The organism is Pedobacter vanadiisoli (assembly GCF_042684385.1).
Taxonomy (GTDB): domain Bacteria; phylum Bacteroidota; class Bacteroidia; order Sphingobacteriales; family Sphingobacteriaceae; genus Pedobacter; species Pedobacter vanadiisoli.
The window spans coordinates 70,552-90,384 of record NZ_JBHULL010000007.1 but is presented as its reverse complement, the minus strand read 5'-3'; the positions used below and the strand labels follow the sequence as shown (position 1 = coordinate 90,384).

The window sequence follows — 19,833 nt, the reverse complement described above, 5'->3', positions numbered from 1 at the left end:
ATGTTTGGAATAAGAAAATAGGCGATTAAAAAAGCTTTCTATAGTTTTAGGCCATGAAAACAGTTAAAATTATTTCTATTCACATTGTGTGCTGGTTACTTATATTGGGTTATTTCTATGGAGGTGTCTTAATATCAGGAACTACATTTAACAAGATTGCCTTTAATGTATCCATGAATTTTATCCAGTTGATAGAATTTTATATCTGTTACCTATGGGTGTATCCGCGGTTTTTAAAGAAAAATAAAATACCACAGCTAATCGGTGGTATTCTGTTTACAATGGCAGTATTTATATCTCTCCGTTATTTAATAGAGGAGGTGCTTTATTTAAAATGGTTTGGTTTTCATAATTATGACAGTAGAGTTACCGCCTGGGAATATATATCAGATAACATTTATTGGACTATTGCTTTTATTGTGGTGCCCGCTGCGGTTTATGGTATTGAACAGAGTTTTAAATCGGAGCAGGTGAACCGTAAACTTAAGGAAGAAGTGGTTAAGGCAGAACTTTCATTTTTGAAATCGCAGATCAATCCGCACTTTCTGTACAATACCTTAAATTATGTTTACTCCCTGGCCATTCCTGTTTCCGACCAGCTGGCCAATGCTGTTTTGCGTTTATCGGATCTGATGCGTTATACCTTGAACGACAGTCCGGATGGTAAAGTAAGTTTAAGCAAGGAAGTAGAATATTTAGAGAGTTATATAGCACTTTTTAAAATGCGTTTTGAACCAAAGTTTTATGTCGATTTTATAACAGAGGGGATTACTGACCAGAAAATAGCTTCGCTGATATTGATCCCATTTGTTGAAAATGCTTTTAAACATGGTGTGGTGAATGATGAAGCCCAACCAGTGCGTATTAAGCTTAAAGTGCATAACAAACGGTTAAGTTTCGAGGTAAGCAATAAAATCAGTCACGCACAGAAAGACCACTCCAGCGGTGTAGGTATGGTTAATATACACCGCAGGTTAGATTTAATTTACCCCGAAAAACATGAATTGTTGATTTCTAATAATGGTAATACCTATAAAAGCACTTTGATCTTAAATCTCTAATGGATAATTTGCATTGCTGAAATACTTTATTATGCTTATTCCTAAACGCTAACCCATAACCGTTACCTATGATCCGTTGCCTTGCTGTTGATGATGAATCTTATGCTTCAGATATTATTGCTGCCTTTATCAATAAAACTCCTTTTTTAACCTTGATTGGAACCACTACCAATGCTTTTGAAGCACTTAACCTGGTGCAGGAAGGAAAAGTAGACCTTGTTTTTTTAGATATACAGATGCCAGAATTAACCGGGATCCAGTTTTTAAAAATCTGTGGTGGCAAATGTAAGGTCATCTTAACCACTGCTTATCCCGAATATGCTTTGGAAGGTTTTGATCTTGATGTGGTAGATTATTTGTTAAAACCGGTCTCGTATGAGCGTTTTTATAAAGCAGCTACCAAAGCGCAACAAATTTTAATGCCTGTGGCACCCATACCGCAGGAAGTTGCTATGCAGCCCCAAACCCAGGGAAACGATTTTATTTTTATTAAAGGCGATACCAAGAACAAGTTTATCAAGGTGAATTACAACGATATTCTCTACATAGAGGGATTGAAGAATTATGTTTCGGTGTATACCGCTCACCAAAGAATTGTGACTTACCAGGCACTGCGGGAGCTGGAAACTGAACTGCCTCAGCCGCCTTTTTACCGGATCCACAAATCGTATATTATCTCCATCGAAAAAATCAAAATGATAGATGGAAATACCGTTTATATTAACGATCAGGCCATTCCTATTGGCGAAACCTATAAAGAAGAGTTTTTTAAAGTGGTGAGGGAAGGGAAGAAAAACGGTTAACCGGGTAATTGAGGAATAGTTAAATATTGTTGAATTGTTAGATTGTTCAATTGTTGGGATTCGTCTTTCAATTAACCAGTTTCAACAGTTAACCGATTAACCATTTTAAACAGTTTCTAGTTGGCAATTTGAAGTTAACAATTTAGCAATGCCGCAATTTAGCAATCCAGTTGGCAATTTGCAGTTAACCAATTTAAACAGTTAACCAATTAACCCTTTTATCATGTTCATAAATTCTCCCCAGAATTTCTTCCGATTTTTTTAAGTTTGCCAAAGATTAAATCAAAATCACCATGCAAGAAACTAATTCGCTAAGCCAGGTTGCAGAATTTCATACTACTTTTAAACATCCTATTTTAGAAAGTCCGGTTATTCCTTCCAAACAAAGGGCCAATTTACGTATTTCGCTTTTAGCTGAAGAATTGAAAGAATTGCAGGAAGCAGTAGACAATAATGATCTGGTAGAAGTTGCAGATGCCCTTTGTGATTTACAATATGTTTTGGCTGGTGCTATCCACGAGTTTGGTTTGGGCGGAAAATTTAAAACTTTGTTCGACGAGGTGCACCGCTCTAATATGAGTAAAGCCTGTAAAACCATAGAAGAAGCAGAACAAACCATTCAGTTTTACCTGGATAAAGACCAGACTGAATCTTATTATAAAGAAATCGACGGACTGTTTTTGGTATTCAGAAAATCAGACGACAAGACTTTAAAATCGATTAACTATTCGCCAGCTGATTTAAGATCACATTTGGTTTAATTCACAAATTAGCTTGAATTGAAAAGGCTAAAGCAAATTGTAAACGAGCTTAAATTAACACAGGCAGCACCTGAGGCAGCTTTATTGCGTGAGTTTATTTTTTATTCGCCTAAAATGCCATTGCGCCTTCATCAGGAGCAGCTTATTGCCGCATCAAAACAGTTTAGCCTGCAGGTGTTTGATACCTATTTTACCAAAGCCAATGTAACCATTAACTGTTTTAGCTGGGGAAATGGAAACCGGAAAGTGTTACTTACGCATGGCTGGGCTTCAAAAGCCTTGGATTTTTATGAGCTGATTATTGAGCTTCAAAAAATAGAAGACTTAGAGATCATTGCTTTTGACGCACCTGGAAACGGAAGTTCAGTCTCCGAATTTTCCAACCTGATGTTATATGCCGATTCAGTAAAATCTATTGCCTTAAACTATGCAAAACCTGATGTCCTGATCGGACATTCGCTCGGCGGTATGGCCAATGTAATTGCATTGCAGGCACTTGGTTTAACTCCCCATCTGCTCATTAGCATTGCACCGTTAATCAGACTGAAAGAGAACTTTGAGCAGAGCCTAAATTCGGTAAACATCGGAGCTAAAGACCAGGATATATTTTTTAGCAACTTTGCCAAAGAATTTCCTGTGCCGGTTAGCCACTTTAACCTTACTGAACTGTATGAGTTAAGTCCGGATGCAGATCATTTTTTGGCTTATGATCCTGCTGATCACATTTCACCTTATCCATTTCTTAAGGAATTTTTGGATAAATATCCTGCAATCAGTGCAAAATCTTTTGAAGATGTAGGACACTATAAAATCCTTAAGTCTGCCGACGTAATTGAAGATATTGTGCAGAGAATCCAATCGTTACACTAAAAACAAAGTTGTATATTCTGTTATTTTAAATGTACTTTCTGATATTATTTAGCATAACCGTCTAAATTGTAAGGTGCTTTAATTAATTTAGGTTGTCGTTTTAAAACGCTAACCAAATTATGGATACTTTTCGCAAGTATATTCATGCAGATCACTCAGATCAGAAGGAGCAGCCAGATTGGGGCATAAAAGTGCTTGATGTTGGCCATTACGTTCATCCTGTAAATACAGTTTATCCTGATTCAAAACATCCCGAAGGTTATTTTTTCGAATGGGACAAGGGTAGGGTACTTGCTGAATATCAGCTGGTTTATATTGCTTCGGGTACAGGTGTATTCGAAGCTGAAAAATTAGGCAAGGTCGATATCCAGCCTGGAACACTATTTTTCCTTTACCCCGGGATTTGGCATCGCTTTAAGCCCGACACAAATATCGGTTGGACAGAATATTGGGTAGGTTTTGAGGGTAGCTATGCCAGCCACCTGATGAAACAGGAATGTTTTAATCCGGAGCGTCCGCTGATCCAGATGGGTTTTAATGCCGAATTTATCAACATCTTTATCCAGCTCATTGATACCATAAGGTTTGGCGGTGCGGGCAGTAACCAGCTGGCAGCTTGTTTAACCATACAGTTGTTGGGGCTGGTTTATGCTTCGGCGCTACTTAAAGCACAATCAAACAGCAGGAAAACACAGCTGATCAACAACATCAAATACAGTATCCACGAAAATCTGAATACCAATATATCGCCGGAAGAACTGGCCGCAAAACACAACGTAAGTTATGCCTGGTTTAGAAAAGCATTTAAAGAAATCACCGGGAAGTCTCCGGGGCAGTACCAGTTGAACCTTAAAATCCAGAAAGCAGGCAAAATGTTAAAAGAAACAGATCTGAGCATTGCCGAAGTGGCTTTTCAGAACGGATTTGAGTCTGAGTATTATTTTTCGAGAATTTTCAAGAGCAAAATGCTGTTATCGCCATCTAAATACAGAAACCATTCATAATCATCATGACTAATCACCCATTTAGAATAGGGCTGTTCGGCATAGGTTTAGATACATACTGGCCACAATTTGACGGCTTAGAGCAGCGACTGACCGGCTATTTAACACAGGTAGAGCATAAACTGAAAACCTATGGGGCAGCGGTTTTAAACGTAGGTTTGGTAGACAATGCTGAGAAAGCTTTTGATGCCGGACACGATTTTAAAAAAGGCGATGTAGATGTGATTTTCTTATATGTAACAACCTATGCTTTGTCCTCAACAGTTCTCCCCGTGGTAAGAAGAGCAAAGGTTCCCGTAATTATTTTAAATCTTTCGCCAAGTGAAGCCATTGATTATACCGGTTTTAACCAGCTGAATGATCGCACCAAAATGACCGGAGAGTGGCTGGCTTATTGTTCTGCCTGCCCGGTTCCGGAAATTGCGAATGTATTTAAACGTTCAGGAATTCAGTTTCATCAGATTACAGGCGTATTGAACGACGCGGAAACCTGGAAAGAAATTGGCGAATGGGTAGAGGCGGCTAAGGTTGCACACATCATGAGCCACAATACGCTCGGTTTGATGGGTAGCTACTATAGTGGCATGCTTGACATTTATTCTGATATCACCTTGCAATGCTCCGTTTTTGGCAGCCATATCGAAATTATCGAGCCTGATGAGCTTACAACCCTGAGGGACGAACTTTCTGAAGATGAGATTAAGGCAAAAATCGAGGAATTTAAATCGGTTTTTGAAATTGATCCCTCATGCGAGGCCTACGAATTAAACCGCGCAGCAAAAACCGCAGTGGCATTAGATAAATTGGTAGCACGTTACCATTTAGGATCGATGGCTTATTATCATAAAGGGACAGGTAATGCCAATGGCGATACCATCAGTTCCATTATTCTGGGCAACTCTTTACTTACTGCAAGAGGAATCCCTGTGGCAGGAGAATACGAAGTGAAAAATGCACAGGCCATGAAAATTATGGATAGTTTTGATACCGGGGGTTCATTTACAGAGTATTATGCCATAGATTTTAAAGATGATATAGTATTAATGGGACATGATGGGCCAGGGCATTTGGCCATTGCTGAAGGGAAAATAAAAGTAAAGCCATTGCAGGTATACCATGGTAAGGTGGGTAGTGGCTTATCGGTAGAAATGTCGGTAAAACATGGTGCGGTAACCTTGCTTTCTGTTGTCGAAAACAAGGGAAAAATCTTTTTCCTGATTGCCGAAGGGGAATCTGTAGCTGGACCGATTCTCGAAATTGGAAATACCAACAGCAGGTACAGATTTCCTATCGGGGCAAGAAAATTTGTTGAAGATTGGAATACCCAGGGGCCTGCACACCATTGTGCAGTAGGCATTGGACATATCGGGACAAAACTAACCAAACTGGCGAGCTTGCTTGGCATCGAAGTGGTTCAGGTCTGTTAATCTGAAATAAGGGTAAATATTTAGGTTTTTATGTGATTTGGTATGCTGGAGTGCATGAATGTGTGTCAGATAGTAATCTATCAGTACAGAACCAAATAACGAGAGAAAGGGAAAACACGGTGTAAAAAACGACAGGAATTTGCTCTCTGCTTCATAACTTCCGACCCCTGTCTCGCGTCTCCGTACCATCTGCTTCTGTCTTCCAGGTGGCCGATTATTTAACATCCATAACAGTGCATAACAGTTAAAGTTGCCATATATTTTATTTTAGAGCAACCAAATATATTAATAGCGCATGCAAGCAATCTTAGGTGTAATTTTTCATTTCTTCGGTGGGTTCGCCTCCGGCAGTTTTTATATTCCATACAAAAAAGTTAAAGGCTGGGCCTGGGAAAGTTACTGGATAGTAGGGGGCATCTTCTCTTGGTTAATCGTCCCGCCACTTGCTGCTTTTTTAACCATTCCAAATTTTACGGCAATTATTTCGGGCACCAACGGTAATATTTTATGGCTCACCTATTTTTTTGGGGTACTGTGGGGTATCGGAGGTTTAACCTATGGTTTGGGCGTACGTTATCTGGGTGTATCATTAGGAAGCAGTATTATTTTAGGGCTTTGTATGGTTTTGGGTTCAATTTTACCATCCATTTATTTTGATTTTTTCCCACAGCCTGGTAAAGATACTTTTACCCTGTTTTTGCAAACAGATTGGGGCCGTATGGTATTACTGGGGCTTTTGGTATGTGTAGTTGGTATTATCATCTGTGGTAAAGCGGGTATGATGAAGGAGAAGGAGATGAAATCGGGTGTAACCGATCCTCATGGCATGGAGGTGAAAACCGAATACAAATTTGGTCTAGGTTTGTTCGTAGGAATTGTGTCAGGTGTTTTAAGCGCCTGTTTCAACTTTGGTATCGAAGCCGGAAAACCAATGGCCGATGCAGCGAACGCTATCTGGAAAGCAGCAAATCCTGCAGAAACGGGTAATTTCTTGTTTCAGAACAATATTACTTATGTAATTGTACTTTGGGGAGGTTTAACCACCAACTTAATCTGGTGTATGCTGTTGAATGTAAGAAACAAAACATTTAACGATTATACCAATGCAAAAACACCCCTTTTAAAAAACTATATTTTTTCTGCACTGGCCGGTACAACCTGGTTCCTGCAATTCTTCTTTTACGGTATGGGCGAAAGCAAAATGGGCAATGGTGCGAGTTCGTGGATTCTGCACATGGCCTTTATCATATTAATTGCCAATGTATGGGGCCTGGTGTTAAAAGAATGGAAAGGTGTATCAAGAAAAACTTTGATTACCGTTTTGGCGGGTATTTTAACCATCATCGTTTCGGTACTCATTGTTGGTTATGGTAATTCAATAAAAGCTTAACAAATAAAAATTTAAATAGAATATAAGAATGTCAATCGATACGAAAAGTTATAAGTACGTAAGCTATCTGTGGGATGATGAGGAAGCCGCAAAACTGGCTGGAGATGAAGTTGCCCTCTTAATTTATCGCTCTAATTTGTTGGGGGCCGATTTACGCTTAACCAATTATGGCGGTGGAAATACCTCATGTAAAGTACTGGAAAAAGATCCCCTAACCGGTTTGGAAACCGAAGTAATGTGGGTGAAAGGATCAGGTGGCGATTTAGGAACCTTAAAGAAAAGTGGCCTGGCAGCATTATATGTTGATCGTTTGCGCAGCCTGAAAAATATTTACCGCGGGGCAGAGCATGAAGATGAAATGGTCGAATTGTTTAACCATTGCATATTCGATTTAGGTTCTAAAGCACCATCAATCGATACACCTTTACACGGTTTCCTGCCGTTTGCGCATATCGATCACCTGCATCCGGATGCCGCTATTGCCATTGCAGCAGCTAAAGATGGTAAAAAAATTACCGAAGAGTTATTTGGGGGTAGCATTGGATGGGTGGAATGGAAAAAACCGGGCTTCGAACTGGGCTTACAATTAAAACAATGCCTGGATGAAAATCCGGGTATCCGTGGTATTATGCTCGGCTCGCATGGTTTGTTTACCTGGGGCAATACCGCTTACGAAAGTTACCTGAATACCTTAGAAGTGATCGAGATCTGTTCAGGTTACCTGAACCAGAATTATGGTAAAAAAGGCCCGGTTTTTGGCGGACAGAAAATAGAAAGCGCAGCTGCAGATCAGCGTAAAAAGCAAGCAGCTGCAATAGCACCTGTTTTACGTGGCTTGTGCTCTTCCAGACAACATATGATCGGTCATTTTACTGACGATAGCCGCGTGCTGGAATTTATCAATTCTAATGATTTGGATCGCCTTGCGCCAATGGGAACGAGCTGTCCCGATCACTTTTTACGCACTAAAATCAGTCCCCTGGTTTTATCATTGGCAAGCGATGCCGATTTATCTGATGTTAAAGCACTAAAAGAAGCATTAGAACCTGCTTTCGAAGCGTATAGGGCAATGTATACCGAGTATTATGAAGCCTGTAAGCATCCGAATAGCCCGGCCATACGCGATACCAACCCGGTGGTTATCCTGTATCCAGGTATCGGAATGTTTACTTTTTCTAAAGATAAGCAAACGGCCAGGGTGGCTGCAGAATTCTACATCAATGCCATTAACGTGATGAAGGGGGCTGAGGCCGTTTCAGAATATACGTCATTACCACACCAGGAAGCTTTTGATATCGAATATTGGTTGCTGGAAGAGGCAAAATTACAGCGTATGCCTAAGCCAAAACCTTTAACCGGTAAAATTGCCCTTATTACAGGTAGTGCAGGTGGGATAGGCAAAGCAATTGCTAAAAAGTTTGTAGCAGAAGGTGCTGTAGTCATCCTAAACGATATGAATGCCGGGCGATTGGAGGAAGCAGGGAAAGAATTTGAAGGACTTTACGGCAAAGATGCTTACAGCACCGTAATTTTAAATGTTACCAGCGAAGAAGATATTAAAGCTGCTTTCAATTCGGCCGCTTTGGCTTTTGGAGGGGTAGATATCATTGTAAACAATGCAGGATTATCCATTTCTAAAACCATTGCCGATCATACCGAAAAGGATTGGGATTTATTATATGATGTTTTGGTAAAAGGCCAGTTCTTTATTACGCAGGCTGCAACAAATACGATGCAAAAGCAAAACATTGGCGGCGATATTATTAATATTGTAAGTAAGAATGCTTTGGTAAGCGGACCCAATAATGCCGGCTATGGCAGTGCAAAAGCTGCACAATTACATTTGAGCAGGTTAAACGCTGCTGAACTGGGGGCAGATAATATTCGTGTAAATGTAGTTAACCCTGATGCTGTAATCAGCGATAGCAATATCTGGGCAGGCGGTTGGGCTGAAGGCCGTGCAAAAGCCTATGGTATTACCGTTGCAGAGCTGCCCGCTTATTATGCAAAACGTACTTTGTTAAACCAGATTATATTACCAGATGATATTGCCAATGCCTGTTTTGCCTTTGTGGGTGGTTTGCTGAACAAATCAACAGGAAATGTTTTAAATGTTGATGGCGGAGTAGCCATGGCATTTGTAAGATAGCGCAAATGGTCTATAATCCTCGGTCTATGTCCCCACAGATAGAAAAGAAGATAAGATAAATGGTCTGTGAGGACACAGACCATGGCAAAATAGTTTTAAATTCAGTTTTAGTAAGTTGTTTAATCGGTCTGCGTTCAACCGTAGACCGATAATGACTTTAAAACATTAAGATAATCGTCCTCGCTTATAACGAGGTTAATCGTTTTGGCGATTGTATCGCCAAAACGATTAACCTAATAAACCAAATATCCTCATGAATATTGAGCAGAACCAAATAGAAAAACACAACGACTCCCTTTTAACTCCGCATCAGCGCAAGCTTTCTTTCTTAAAAGAAGATTGGGCACATGTTGATATAGAAAACATAATTCAGAAACTGGTTGATTTTCAGATTGCCATTCCAAGCTGGGCCTTAGGTACAGGCGGAACACGTTTTGGCCGTTTTGCCATCACCGGAGGTGAGCCACGAACTATTGAAGAAAAAATTGAAGATGTTGGTTTGCTCCATGCGCTAAATGGTGCAAGCGGAGCCATTTCACTTCACATCCCCTGGGATATTCCTCAAAATGCTGAGGCTTTAAAAACTTTAGCATCTGGCTACGGCTTAAAATTCGATGCCATGAACTCCAATACCTTTCAAGATCAGGCGGGTTCTGCATACAGCTATAAATTTGGCTCATTGCAGCATGTAAATAAAGACATTCGTAAACAGGCAATTGAGCATAATATTGAGGTTATTAAACATGGCATTGCACTGGGATCTGATGCCTTAACCGTTTGGCTAGCTGATGGTTCTTGTTTCCCTGGTCAGCTTAATTTCCGTAAGGCCTTCGAAAATACTTTAGAAAGCCTTCAGGAGATCTATGCTGCCTTGCCGGATGATTGGAAAATGTTTGTAGAGTATAAAGCCTTCGAGCCTAACTTTTATTCAACAACGGTGGGCGACTGGGGGCAATCATTATTGTATGCCAGCAAATTGGGTAAAAAAGCCTATACTTTGGTCGATTTGGGCCACCATTTACCTAATGCAAATATCGAACAGATTGTAGCGCTATTGTTAATGGAAGGAAAATTAGGTGGATTCCATTTTAACGATTCTAAATATGGCGACGATGATTTAACTGCCGGAAGTATTAAACCTTACCAATTGTTTTTGATTTTTAACGAGCTGGTAGAAGGTATGGATGCAAAGGGCATGAACCATGCAAAAGATTTAGGATGGATGATAGATGCTTCGCACAATGTAAAAGATCCGCTTGAAGACCTCCTGCAATCTGTCGAAGCCATTATGATTGCTTATGCGCAAGCACTATTGGTTGATAGAAAAGCATTAAACGAAGCCCAGAACAACAATGATGTGGTAAAGGCACAGGAAATTTTGCAACATACTTTTCGTAGCGATTTAAGGCCGCTGGTTGCCGAAGCGCGTTTAAGAGCCGGAGCTGCATTATCCCCAATCGGTTTATACCGCAATTTGGATGTACGCAATAAATTGGTGAATTACCGGGGAAAAACCGTTGCTACAGGTTTGTAAAGAGGAGAATTGAAATGCTTAAACCTGTAATTGCCATATTCGATGTTGGGAAAACGAATAAAAAACTGTTCCTGATCGACGAAAACTACGGTATCGTTTATGAGCGGTCTGCACGTTTTGTAGAAACTGTTGATGAGGATGGCGAACCCTGCGAAAACCTCGAAAGTCTGCGTTTATCCGTTTATGATTCGCTACATCAGGTTTTGCACCTGAAAGAGTTCGATATTAAGGCCATAAATTTTTCTACTTATGGCGCCAGTTTTGTTTACCTGGATGAAAACGGTAATCCGTTAACACCACTTTATAACTACTTAAAAGAGTACCCTGAAGCACTTAAAAAAGCTTTTTATGCAAAGTATGGAGGAGAAGAGAAAATTTCGTTAGAAACAGCCTCACCAATTTTGGGTAGTTTAAATTCGGGGATGCAATTGTATCGATTGAAAAATGAAAAGCCCGAAATATTTAAAAAAGTGAAGTGGGCACTGCATTTGCCTCAGTATTTGAGCTACCTGATTACGGGTAAGGCTATGGCCGATATTACCAGCATTGGCTGTCATACCCAGCTTTGGGATTTTAATAAAAACCAGTACCACAGCTGGGTGTCAGCAGAAAAAATCGATAATAAGCTCGGAACCTTTACACCTGCCGATTCGAGCCTCAAAACCGATTTCGAAGGTAAAAGCATGATGGTTGGAGTAGGCCTGCACGATAGTTCAGCAGCGCTGATTCCTTATCTGGCCAATTTTAATACACCATTTGTACTGATCTCAACCGGCACCTGGTGCATCAGTTTAAACCCATTTAACCAGGAACCTTTAACTGCCGAAGAACTTAAGCAGGATTGCCTGTGTTACATGCACTTTAAGGGGAAAGCGGTTAAGGCTTCGCGTATTTTTGCAGGTTATGAACACGAGGTACAGCTTAAACGCATTGCCGAACATTTCGATCGTGCAGCTTATCTGTTTAAACATTTGAAGTTTAATCCTTCTATCATTTTGAGGCTGTCCAATAAAATTCCTGAAAACTTGCTCGAGCAACAGGTGTTTTCGACGAGTTCGGCATTTCCATCGCGCGACCTTAACCTCTTTCAAACGGCAGAGGAAGCCTATCATCAATTAATTTTTGACCTGATCAAACAGCAGGTTTATTCGTTAAAGCTGATTTTGAACCCGGGTGTGAAACGAATTTTTGTAGATGGCGGCTTCGGTAAAAATGCAATTTATATGCACCTGTTGGCTATTGCTATTCCGGATATCGAGGTTTATGCCTCTTCGGTTTCGCAGGCCACAGCCATTGGTACTGCACTTGCTATAAACGATGCCTGGAACGAAAACTCTGCCCCAACAGATATGATCCAGTTAAAATACTATTCTGCCATACAGCGTACAATAGATTTTTAGGAATTTCCTTATATTAGAATTTGCGATATCAATATAACCGTTTTGAAACCAGAAGATTTAATCCCCTATATTAATGTAGACGAATATTCGTCGACACCAAAATACAAGCAATTAACAAATGCCATTTTGGCCGCAATTGAAAGTGGTAAACTTCTGAAGAATAGTCTGTTGCCATCTATTAATGAGTTGAGTTTCAGCCTGGAAATGTCAAGAGATACTGCCGAAAAAGGTTACCGCAACCTGAGGAAACTTGGTGTGGTTGATTCCGTACCAGGCAAAGGTTATTTCATTATCAATACCGATTTTTCACGCAAATTAAAGGTTTGCCTGCTTTTTAATAAGCTCAGTACGCACAAAAAGATTATTTACGATTCTTTTACCAAAACCCTGGGTGAGCGTGCTGCTATTGATTTTTATATCTATAACAACGATTTCGCACTGTTTAAAAAAATGATTGTTGCCAAGCGCGATGATTATTCACACTTTGTAATCATCCCGCATTTTTTAGAAGGAGGCGAAAATGCACATGAAATTATCAATACCATCCCAAAAGAAAAACTGGTTATCGTTGATAAACTTTTACCTGGGGTAACCGGCAATTATGCGGCGGCCTATGAGAATTTTGCTCAGGATATTTACGCGGCTTTGGAACAGGCTCTAGACAGGCTTTCACATTATCGCACCCTGAAAATTATCTTTCCAAAAAACAGTTATTTTCCGCACGAAATACTCACAGGCTTTTACCGGTTCTGCCAGCAGTATGCTTTTGATCATAAGGTAATCCATAACATCAAAGACGAAGAAATTAATCCGGGTGAAGTATACATCAACCTGATGGAAGACGACCTGGTGATACTGATTGAACGCTTGATTGCCCAGAAACTTAAGATCGGGAAAGATGTTGGTGTAATTTCCTATAACGAAACACCTTTAAAAAGGATCATTTTGGATGGGATAACCACCATATCAACTGATTTTAGCAAACTTGGCGCACAAGCAGCAGAATTTATCCTTAACGGCAAAACTGAGAAAGTAGAAGTACCTTTTTATCTGAACCTGCGTAATTCGCTGTAGTAAGAAAATTTTTATAAACGCGATCCGTCACCCTGAATTTATTTCAGGGTCTTAGTGACTTGATAGATGCTGAAATAAATTCAGCATGACGATTTTCTGAGCATAAATTATCCTTTGTGTATAAAAACCTAAAAAGAGGTTTTAGCAAAAACGTATTAATGATTACTTTTATCACCTAGCTATTTTAGTTTAAATGAGTGAACAGGTAACCGTGCATCCAGTACCAGAGCAAAATCCTTACGATTATATTTTAAAGGATTTTAATCTGAAAAACCTGAGTGAGATTGTTATCCTCAAACATTTAAGCGGATTGATCCATACAGATGTTAAGGGCTTTTATCAGCTTTTCCCTGAGCAGATTGAGCTTGATTTTGCCGCCTTTAGCGATGAGGCCTCCGGATTACCTTTCCCAATTGTCCAGGTTCAGCAAAATGAAAACTCGGTAAAACTTTCCTGCCGTTGCGCTACGCCAAAACATAAGTTATGCGAACACCAGGCCAGGGTTTTATACAATATCCTCCAGCGCCAGGACCTGCTCATTTTTTTTGATAGTAACCTGCGGAAACAAAAGCTTGCTAAAATTGCGGTTGATTACGGACTGGAAAAAGAAGAGGATTTCGACCTTTTGTTTAACCTTAGGTATGAAGACGGCCAGGTAGCGATCCGGCCTAAGATGGATGCCCTTCAGCCATTTAACAAAGAAATCCAGCAAGATCTGCAGGAACTTTTGCTGCCGGTAAGCAAACCCAGAACAAAAGTTCGGGTAAAAAACGACCGGGGTAAAATGATCCTGGTTTTTGGTCAACACCGCTATTACAACAATTTAACGGTAGAATTATTCGAAGCCGAAACCACTAAAAGTGGTAAGGTTAAAAATCCTTTAAAGGGAATTAATCCGGCCGATTTAATATTTAAAACAGAAGATAACCAACTGCTGAAATTTTTTAGCGGAATTACCACTTTTCAACAGAATTATAATCATGATCAAAGCGAAGGCGAAATCGAAGCTTTAAAAGCGATTGTGAAAAATCCGCAAAAGATTCCATTTTATCTGCAGGATAGTAAGCAATCGGGCGTCATTCAAGCCACAACCATTACGGCTGTTGATGTACATCTGCTGGACGTAGACCTGCGCCTTTCTGTAAACCAACGCGATGATTATTATGAAATTACCGGCCGATTGATTATTGAAGGAAAATCATACGAATTGGATAACCTGGTATTGGTGCATCAGTACTTCGTTAAACTTAACAATCAACTATATCTAATCGGCAGACTCGATTTTCTTCGTGTAATTGGTTTTTTTAAAAAACAGAGCAACAGGTTAATTCTGCACAAAACCAAATATTCTGATTTTCAGAAAGTTATCCTGGTGCCTTTAGAAGGAAGTATTCATGTTGATTATTCTTATCTAAAACCTGCCACCAAAAGCCAAATTGAAGAAAAAGGTTTTGATCTCGAAAACGAGCAGCTGATTTATCTTTCAGAATCTGAAGATTACATTCATATCACGCCCGTAATGCGCTATGGGAACCTCGAAATCCCTGTGCTGTCTAAAAAGCAGATCCAGGCACAGGATAAGCTGGGCAATCTCTTTACCCTGCACCGCGATGAAAAAGCCGAACTGCAGTTTATTGGGAACGTTTTGAAACAGCATCCTTATTTTTATGATCAGGAAACTAATGATTCTTTTTACCTGCATCGCAAGCGGTTCCTGGAAGAAGCCTGGTTTCTAGATGCTTTTGAGACATGGCGAAATAAAGGGATTCATATTTTAGGCTTCAACAGGCTCAAAAACAATAAATTGAGTGAATTCCAGGCGAAAATTAACATCGAGGTATTAAGTGGAACCGATTGGTTCGAAACCAAAGTAAAGGTAAAGTTTGGCAAGCAACAGGTTGCACTAAAACATCTCCATAAATCGATCAGGAACAAAAGCAGGTTTGTAACACTAGATGATGGGACCCAAGGTATCCTGCCCCAAGAGTGGATAGAGAAATTTGCAGCTTATTTCGGTGCCGGCGAGGTAACCGAAGATGCCATCCTTACACCAAAAATTAAGTTTGCTTCTATAAACGAGCTTTATGAAGACGCTTTACTGGATGGCGATGTAAAAAACGAATTAAAACTGTATAAGCAGAAGTTTGAAGGAACTGGCTTCATTAATGAAGTGGAATTGCCAAAAGATTTAACGGCAACCCTGCGCCATTACCAGAAAGACGGTTTAAACTGGCTTAACTTTTTAGATGATTTTAACTTCGGCGCATGCCTGGCTGATGATATGGGCTTGGGTAAAACCATACAGATTTTAGCCTTTATTTTATCGCAACGCGAAAAAGTGAAGCACAATACCAACCTGGTGGTGGTTCCTGCATCGCTGATCTTTAACTGGAAAGCTGAAGTAGAGAAGTTTGCCCCATCTATTAAGGTGAAAACGATTTATGCAGGCGAAAGGACAAAAACCACCGATACTTTCGATGATTACGAGATCATTTTAACCTCTTACGGAACGCTGCTTTCTGATATCCGTTTCTTAAAAGATTATCGCTTTAACTATATATTTTTAGATGAATCGCAATTGATCAAAAATCCCGAATCGCAGCGTTATAAAGCGGTTCGGATGCTGCAATCGAGAAATAAAGTAGCAATAACGGGTACACCGATCGAGAATAATACCTTTGATTTATACGGGCAGCTGTCATTTGCTTGTCCAGGTTTATTTGGCAGTAAACAGCAGTTTGCCGATTTATATTCAACCCCGATCGATCAGTTTAAAGACAGTAGAAGGGCAGAAGAACTTCAGAAAAAAATAAGACCATTTATTCTCCGAAGAACAAAGGAACAGGTGGCGAAAGAACTCCCCGATAAAACAGAAATAATACTGTATTGCGAAATGGGAGCAGAACAACGCGAAGTGTACGAGGCGAACAAAAAGGAAATTCAGGATTTTATTTTGGGCAAACAGGAGGATGAACTGCCTAAAAGCTCGATGCACGTACTGAAAAGTATTACTACCTTAAGGCAGATCTGTAACTCGGCCGAGTTGTTGGCTGATGGGAAATCTTATTTACAGGCTTCTTCAAAAATTGATGTGCTGATGGAGCAGATCGTGAATAAGGCCGGAAAACATAAAATTCTTGTTTTTTCTCAATTTGTAACCATGCTCGATCTGATTAAAAAACAATTGGAAAAACATGGCATTAAATATGAATACCTTACCGGGCAAACCCGTAAAAGAGCAGAAGTGGTTAGCTCTTTCCAACAAAATGCTGATATCCCGGTTTTTCTGATCAGTTTAAAAGCTGGCGGTACCGGATTAAATTTAACCGAAGCCGATTATGTTTATTTGGTCGACCCATGGTGGAACCCTGCTGTTGAAAACCAGGCTATAGATAGAGCCTATAGGATCGGTCAGCATAAAAATGTGATGGCTGTACGGTTGATCTGCCCTGGAACAATTGAAGAAAAAATTATGAAGCTACAGGCAACTAAAAAAGACCTGGTAAAAGATCTGATCCAAACAGATGGGAGTTTGTTCCGGAATTTAACAAAGAAAGAACTGTTAGGCTTGTTGAGTTAAATGGTTTTGCTATTGGTTTATTGAGATAATTTAAATGGCCTCACAATGATTTTCGTCATTTCGAGCGAAGTACAACGTAGTCGAGAGATCTATTGAACTTAATTCGATTACTATTTATTCGTGGTGATGATTTTTAGCCTCTTTGACTTATGCGATCGTCATGCTGAATTTATTTTACAAGTAAAAATAGTGTTTTCTATTGCCTTGTAGCTACTTCGTGGTCAGCATCTTTCTTGCAAAATAGACCCTGAAATAAATTCAGGGTGACGAACGCGAGAAGAGATTTCTAAATCACCACCTCAAACTCATAACCCAGAAATTCTGGAACATTTAAGCTCTCTACAATTTTCCAATCCTTCTTTTCTGCAATAAAATCAGGCTCTGCAAGCCCTGTGGTTTTGGCTGCATTGGTGTAAAATTCCATTTTTGCAGGGTGGTTAGGCGAACAGGCATTATACGTTCTGCCAAATGCCTGTTTTTCTAAAAGTTTTACCGCAACACCTACAGCATCTGTTTGGTGAATCAGGTTTACCGGCGCTAAACCATTTGGTATATTGTTTTTTCCGGCAAAGAACCTTCCAGGGTTACGATCAGGACCAATTAAGCCCGCAAAGCGAATCACTGTGCAGTTTTCTGGAAATAATTCCTTGAATAGTACTTCGGCAGCTAAAACGACCCTTCCTGAATCCGTATCAGGATTGGGGTTGCTGGCTTCATTTACCGTTTTGTTTTCATCAGCATAAACACTCGTCGAACTGATTAATACCACATGTTTCGATTTATCTTTTGCCGAGGTCAAAATTGAACTTATCTTACTTGGATAATCAATAAGCTCAATAGAATTGCGCTTTGGAGGGATACAGATAAACAAGGTATCGGTCTCAAAAAAAGCCGGGTCTGCTTCAATCGCTTCTGCTGTAAAGTTGACTAAAAATGGTTGTATATTTTCAGCTTGAAGTATCGCTAACTTATCCTGACTTGTGGTGGAACCTTTAACTACATAATTTAACCCTATCAGTTTTTTGGCCAAAGCCAATCCAAACCAACCACAACCTAAAATCGATATGGTTTTAACACTGTTTTTATACGTGGTATTATCTTGAATCATTCGTGCTAAAGATAAATACTTAGCACTATAATTTACGCTGATTCATGTCAATTCTGTTTTTTATACATTGTTTTAGATAATTTTAAAATACCGTCGTAATAAGAGGTTGGTTTAAAGTTGAAGGCATTTTCAAATTTGGTAGAATCGAAATGATAATCATGATCATACTGATAATACATTTCTACGGTACCGGCAACTACCTTTTTAAATAAGCCCACTAAACGTAGCATCAGTTTATTAATGGTTAAATATTGAGGCTTGGTTTCATAAATCTTTGCAGCCGTTTCAATAAAAGCTTTCCCGTTTAAAGGAGCAGCAGTTGGCAGGTGCCATATCTGATTCCCGGAATCGGGTGTTTGTCCCAACAGAAATAAAGCTTTTCCGGCATCTTCAATGTAGGTAAAACTATGTAGTGTATTCGGATCTCCTATCCATTGAGCTTTGTCTTTTTTAGCAAATTTATCAAGAACCATCATGTCAAGAAAGCTGTTCATGGAGTCTGTTCCATAAAAATCGGCCGCACGGGCAATGGTTACGTTAATGTGGCCTGCTTTGCTCTCATCCATTAATTGCTGAGCTACTTTTGCCCTTACTTTGCCTTTCAGGCTACAGGGTTGGTAAGGTGTATCTTCAGTCATGGGACCCTTTACCAGGCCATACATATAAACATTATCGAAAAAAATTAGTCTGGCACCGGTACGTTTGGTTAAGTTAATTACATTTTGAATGATAACAGGCCATTGTTGTTGCCAAATTTTGGCATCGTAAACCAAGCCGGCACACAGGTATATCACTTTTGAACCCTCGGCTGCTGCCAAAAGTTCAGCTTCATTTAATAAATCGGCCTTAACCCAGCTTACATTGGGTTTATCTGTAGAAATCGGTTTGCGGCTAACCAATCTAATGGTTTCGTTAGCATTGATTAATTCTCTGGTCAGTGCGTTTGCTGTTGGTCCGCCGGCGCCAAGTATAGTATGCATATCTTTTGTCTTTTTGATTGGTTCAAAGTTATGCTACATAGAACCATGAAAACGTTAACAAAAGATAAGGTTTAAATTTAATCCTTTAAAATGAGTGTGCGTTTACGGATGCGCGAAAGCGAAACGGGGGTAATACCTAAAAAATTGGCAATAAAATGTTGCGGAACACGCTGGAAAATGTCTTTAGCCGTTTTTTCAAGCATGGTGTAACGCTCTTCGGGGCTTTGGGTAATAAAGGCAGTAACCCTGTCTTCATAACAACAAATGTAATGTTCTGCTACGAGCCGCCCAAACCGCTCCATTTTCAGCGCCAATATTGGATGGTTTAACATTTTCTGAAGATCGGTATAAGCAATCAGCACAAGTTCGGTTTTCTCCAGGGCCTGAATAAAATTGGTACTGGGTACCCTTTTTAAGAAGCTTTTATAAGCACTTACAAGCTCGTTTTCAAAATAAAAGTAACCGGTAATTTCCTGCCCGTCTTTAACATGATAATGCCTTGCCGAGCCATGGACAATAAAAGCAATATAATCACATACTTTTCCTTCAACTATAAAATGATCTTTTTTCTTTAAAGTTAAAAAACTCAGGTGTTGACTTAAGATTTCCCATTCATCTTCTTCAAAGGTGACAAATTGGGTTAAACCAGCTCTAAAAGCATTGATTTTACATTGTTTATCCATATCAATAAT

At 39.7% G+C, this 19,833-nt stretch carries 15 protein-coding genes; 12 read left to right on the top strand and 3 right to left on the bottom strand.

Features of this window, described 5'->3' with window-relative positions; all coding sequences use genetic code 11:
- Window positions 1-53: 53 nt before the first annotated feature.
- The 12 genes from ACFSR6_RS06355 (at window position 54) to ACFSR6_RS06300 (ending at window position 17,053) form a co-directional block, all read left to right on the top strand.
- Window positions 54-1,061, top strand: coding sequence for a sensor histidine kinase (locus tag ACFSR6_RS06355; protein ID WP_379076476.1), 1,008 nt, complete (start codon window positions 54-56; stop codon window positions 1,059-1,061).
- Between the two features lie 68 nt (window positions 1,062-1,129).
- Complete coding sequence (locus ACFSR6_RS06350; protein WP_379076473.1) at window positions 1,130-1,864, top strand: LytR/AlgR family response regulator transcription factor; 735 nt, start codon at window positions 1,130-1,132, stop codon at window positions 1,862-1,864.
- A gap of 293 nt (window positions 1,865-2,157) precedes the next feature.
- Window positions 2,158-2,625, top strand: a complete 468-nt coding sequence (locus ACFSR6_RS06345; RefSeq protein ID WP_379076470.1) for a pyrophosphohydrolase domain-containing protein — start codon at window positions 2,158-2,160, stop codon at window positions 2,623-2,625.
- Between the two features lie 18 nt (window positions 2,626-2,643).
- Window positions 2,644-3,495, top strand: a complete 852-nt coding sequence (locus ACFSR6_RS06340; protein ID WP_379076467.1) for an alpha/beta fold hydrolase — start codon at window positions 2,644-2,646, stop codon at window positions 3,493-3,495.
- A 119-nt stretch (window positions 3,496-3,614) separates the two neighbouring features.
- On the top strand, window positions 3,615-4,499 hold the full coding sequence (locus ACFSR6_RS06335; protein ID WP_379076464.1) for a helix-turn-helix domain-containing protein: 885 nt from the start codon (window positions 3,615-3,617) through the stop codon (window positions 4,497-4,499).
- Between the two features lie 5 nt (window positions 4,500-4,504).
- Window positions 4,505-5,926: an arabinose isomerase gene (locus tag ACFSR6_RS06330; protein WP_379076461.1), complete on the top strand. Its 1,422-nt coding sequence runs from the start codon at window positions 4,505-4,507 to the stop codon at window positions 5,924-5,926.
- Window positions 5,927-6,221: 295 nt separating this feature from the next.
- A complete protein-coding gene (gene rhaT, locus ACFSR6_RS06325) occupies window positions 6,222-7,316 on the top strand; it encodes an L-rhamnose/proton symporter RhaT (protein WP_379076458.1) in 1,095 nt (364 codons plus the stop codon).
- A 28-nt stretch (window positions 7,317-7,344) separates the two neighbouring features.
- Entirely contained in the window at window positions 7,345-9,465 is a 2,121-nt protein-coding gene (locus ACFSR6_RS06320) for a bifunctional aldolase/short-chain dehydrogenase (RefSeq protein WP_379076455.1), read from the top strand.
- Window positions 9,466-9,718: 253 nt separating this feature from the next.
- Entirely contained in the window at window positions 9,719-10,999 is a 1,281-nt protein-coding gene (locus ACFSR6_RS06315) for a sugar isomerase (RefSeq protein ID WP_379076453.1), read from the top strand.
- A 14-nt stretch (window positions 11,000-11,013) separates the two neighbouring features.
- The gene (locus tag ACFSR6_RS06310) at window positions 11,014-12,399 is read left to right on the top strand and encodes an FGGY-family carbohydrate kinase (protein ID WP_379076450.1); all 1,386 of its coding nucleotides are present in this window, start codon (window positions 11,014-11,016) and stop codon (window positions 12,397-12,399) included.
- Between the two features lie 42 nt (window positions 12,400-12,441).
- The gene (locus ACFSR6_RS06305) at window positions 12,442-13,473 is read left to right on the top strand and encodes a GntR family transcriptional regulator (RefSeq protein WP_379076447.1); all 1,032 of its coding nucleotides are present in this window, start codon (window positions 12,442-12,444) and stop codon (window positions 13,471-13,473) included.
- Window positions 13,474-13,666: 193 nt separating this feature from the next.
- Window positions 13,667-17,053 carry a DEAD/DEAH box helicase gene (locus tag ACFSR6_RS06300; RefSeq protein ID WP_379076444.1) on the top strand — a complete coding sequence of 1,129 codons (3,387 nt, stop codon included), beginning with the start codon at window positions 13,667-13,669 and terminating at the stop codon, window positions 17,051-17,053.
- Between the two features lie 286 nt (window positions 17,054-17,339).
- Here ACFSR6_RS06300 and ACFSR6_RS06295 read toward each other — a convergent pair whose 3' ends face one another.
- The 3 genes from ACFSR6_RS06295 to ACFSR6_RS06285 all read right to left on the bottom strand — a co-directional run bounded on the left by ACFSR6_RS06295 (window position 17,340) and on the right by ACFSR6_RS06285 (window position 19,824).
- Window positions 17,340-18,161, bottom strand: coding sequence for an SDR family oxidoreductase (locus tag ACFSR6_RS06295; protein ID WP_379076442.1), 822 nt, complete (start codon window positions 18,159-18,161; stop codon window positions 17,340-17,342).
- 47 nt (window positions 18,162-18,208) lie between these two features.
- Window positions 18,209-19,141, bottom strand: coding sequence for an NAD-dependent epimerase/dehydratase family protein (locus ACFSR6_RS06290; RefSeq protein WP_379076439.1), 933 nt, complete (start codon window positions 19,139-19,141; stop codon window positions 18,209-18,211).
- A gap of 77 nt (window positions 19,142-19,218) precedes the next feature.
- On the bottom strand, window positions 19,219-19,824 hold the full coding sequence (locus ACFSR6_RS06285) for a Crp/Fnr family transcriptional regulator (RefSeq protein ID WP_379076436.1): 606 nt from the start codon (window positions 19,822-19,824) through the stop codon (window positions 19,219-19,221).
- Window positions 19,825-19,833: the final 9 nt, after the last annotated feature.